The sequence below is a fragment of the Mesorhizobium sp. M7A.F.Ca.US.014.04.1.1 genome (assembly GCF_003998745.1).
Classification (GTDB): Bacteria; Pseudomonadota; Alphaproteobacteria; order Rhizobiales; family Rhizobiaceae; genus Mesorhizobium; species Mesorhizobium ciceri.
Map to the genome: position 1 here is coordinate 1 of NZ_RZRW01000673.1, position 2,819 is coordinate 2,819.

A 2,819-nucleotide genomic window follows, 5' to 3' on the forward strand; every position below is an offset into this window, starting at 1 on the left:
CTATTCTTCCATCCCATCGCCTGGGCGAAATCGAAAGCAGCGCCAGCGGTCATGATCGGCACGGCCAGGAAGCCGACGCCAATTACACCGGCCGCAAAGAGAATGCCGGCAGCGTCGCCGGCAAGCGGCCGCAGCGCTTCGGCCGCCTGTGCCGCTGTCTCGATCTGCGTGTGTCCGGCCTTGTAGAGCGTCGACCCGGTCGAAAGGATGATAAAATACATGATCAGATTGGAGAACGTCATGCCGATTAGGATATCGCGGCGGGATCGGCGCAGTTCACCCTCGGTGGCGCCTTTGCGCTCTTCGAGGCTCGTTCGACCCTTGGCGATCTCCTCCTCCACCTCCTGATTGGACTGCCACGTGTAAAGGTATGCGGAGAGAGTGGTCCCGACGATGGCGACGAGGATGGACAGGTACTCTCGGCTGAACTCGATTTGTGGCAACAGCGTGCCACGCAGGATGGAAGCGGCATCCGGTTTGGCAAGCACCGCGGAGACCACATAGGCAAGCAGAGCCAGAGCCAGCCACCGGAACACATTTCGGATCAATTTGTACGATCCGAGCACCTGCAGGGCAAAAATGACGACCGCAACGGCAGTGACGACCAACGGAGCAGGCAGCGGAACGAACAGCACAATAGCCGCCGACATGGCGCCAAGGTCGGCGGCTGCCTCGATCGTGTTGCCAATCAGCACGCCCACCAGCACGGACCATAGCAGCCAACGCGGATAGAGGTCCGATATGACCTGGAAAAGCCCGCGACCCGAAACCTGGCCAAGTTTGGATGAAAGGTAGACGACGAGATACATCATCGGCAGCGTGACAGGTGCCGTCCACAGCAGGTCGGGGCCGAACCGCGCTCCGGCGCTCGCGTAGGTACCGATGGCCGAGCAGTCGTCATCGGCCGCGCCGGTGATCAGGCCAAGCCCAAGAGCCCGAACGACGTCGCCCCCTTTTCGCCTGCTTTCCCTTTGGCCAGCATTCTCAGGCGGCTTGTTCATTGAAGGCGCGTCTTTACCGAGGCCACGCAAGAAATCATGACGAACATTCCAATCGGATGGCGATGAAGCGTTGCAGCTGCATTGAGATCGAGGTTCGAACCTCCGGTCAGGTTTTTTGTTCCTGGACACGGTCCCGGCCCGCAACGGCGGCGGAGCCGAACGTCAAAGCGAATGCTCCGTCCCCCTGAAGAAGACAATGCTTGTGTCGAAGCCAATCCTTCAGGCGACGTGGCAAGCTATTTCTTCAAGTCAGCGGCTCGTACTGCCGCCGATCACCATCCGCACGCCGAGGCCGATAATGAGACAGCCGGCGAGCCGCTGCTGCCAAAGCCTTGCGCGAGGGTGCCGCATGACCCATGCGCCGACCGCGCCCGATGCCAAGGCGTAGGCTCCCAGCACCAGCACACCGGTTATCTTCTGTGTTGCGCCAAGCAGCACCAGTTGCAACGTGACGGAGCCCCTATGCGGGTCGACAAATTGCGGCAGGAACGCAACCATGAACATCAAAGGCTAGGGATTGCTCAGATTGGCGATCATTCCTTCCCGGGCGGCGGCGAGCGGCCGCAGGGCCTTGATGTCACCTGTGGGAATGGTTGCCGAGGCTGAAAGCAGCAGCCGGAAACCCAGCCACATGATATAGGCCGCCCCGGCCCATCGAAGCAGATTGAACGCCACCGGCGAGGCGTGGACAAGCGAAGACAGGCCGAATGCAATCAGCGGAAGCTGCACCAGTCCGGCGCCCAGCGTCATGCCGAGTACCGTGAACAACGCCACGCCGCGCCCGTGTCCGATGCCGCGGGCCATCACCAGCATGCTGTCGGGGCCTGGCGGCACCTGCATCAGAATGACGGTTCCGACAAAAGCTGTCCACAATGAGAGGTCGATGGGCATCTCCTTTCGCGCCGCCGATGACATCAAAGCGGCCAGCCGTCACCGGGTTCCGGCGGCAAATGAAAATGTCCATCGTGAAGAACCTCCATGAACCCGTCAGATGGAACGCGGTGCAGTCCTGGAAGTTGAAAAGCCGGAGCCGTTCCTGAACCGGTTTTGGAGGCCTGATCCGTGCATGAACCGATAAACGCCTTCCCGCTCCCGCTGGATACGTCTCCGATGGAGGCCAGGCTTGCCGATGCAATCCCAAGGGATGGGAACCGCTGGCAGTACGAGCCCAAATGGGACGGATTTCGCTGCCTTGCTTTCAAGAGCGACGACACCGTTGACCTGCGCGCCAAATCCGGCAAGCCGCTCGGCCGCTATTTTCCGGAAATCACGGAGATCCTGCGTGACCTCAAGCGCGGGCATTTCGTCATCGACGGCGAGATTGTCATCGAGGTGGACGGTGAGCTTTCCTTCGAGGCGCTGCAGATGCGTCTTCACCCGGCACAAAGCAGAATCCGCAAACTGAGTTCGCAGACGCCTGCCAGTCTGATCCTCTTCGACATGCTTGCCAGGCCGGGCGGCGAGGTCATCACCGGCAAACCACTTGTCGAAAGGCGGCGAGCGATCGAGGACTTCGTGACCTCCTCGAACAGTCCGGATCTTCGCCTGTCGAAGTGCACTTATGATGCAGCGACGGCGGCTCGATGGCTGAACGGGGCCGGCCATGCATCGACCGACGGCATCGTGGCCAAAGTGCTCGACGAGCATTATCTGTGCGGCGAACGTGCGATGGTGAAGGTAAAGCCGAGGCGCACCGCCGATTGCGTTGTCGGCGGTTTCCGCTATCTCGCGGGTAGCCGTGAGGTCGGCTCACTGCTCCTCGGCCTCTACAATGACGACGGCAAGCTCGATCACGTCGTCTTCACGTCGACCATCGCC

Annotated in this window: 4 protein-coding genes; 1 reads left to right on the forward strand and 3 read right to left on the reverse strand. The window is 60.9% G+C overall.

Annotated elements, in window-relative coordinates; all coding sequences use genetic code 11:
• From EOA22_RS29745 to EOA22_RS39160, 3 genes are all read right to left on the reverse strand, one after another.
• A partial coding sequence (locus EOA22_RS29745; RefSeq protein ID WP_164755995.1) for an Nramp family divalent metal transporter occupies window positions 1–1,001 on the reverse strand: 1,001 nt, incomplete at its 3' end.
• 249 nt (window positions 1,002–1,250) lie between these two features.
• Entirely contained in the window at window positions 1,251–1,505 is a 255-nt protein-coding gene (locus tag EOA22_RS39155) for a hypothetical protein (RefSeq protein ID WP_244514264.1), read from the reverse strand.
• Window positions 1,506–1,511: 6 nt separating this feature from the next.
• Window positions 1,512–1,916 carry a LysE family translocator gene (locus EOA22_RS39160; RefSeq protein ID WP_348629512.1) on the reverse strand — a complete coding sequence of 135 codons (405 nt, stop codon included), beginning with the start codon at window positions 1,914–1,916 and terminating at the stop codon, window positions 1,512–1,514.
• Window positions 1,917–2,063: 147 nt separating this feature from the next.
• On the opposite strand from EOA22_RS39160, the gene EOA22_RS29755 reads away from it, so the two are divergent.
• Window positions 2,064–2,819 (forward strand): ATP-dependent DNA ligase (locus EOA22_RS29755; protein WP_127390437.1); only part of this gene is annotated, 756 nt, incomplete at its 3' end.

Excerpts from the sequence above, each read along its gene's own strand:
- EOA22_RS39155 (WP_244514264.1), bottom strand. The coding sequence starts at position 1,505 with ATGTTCATGGTTGCGTTCCTGCCGCAATTTGTCGACCCGCATAGGGGC.
- EOA22_RS39160 (WP_348629512.1), bottom strand. The coding sequence starts at position 1,916 with ATGTCATCGGCGGCGCGAAAGGAGATGCCCATCGACCTCTCATTGTGG.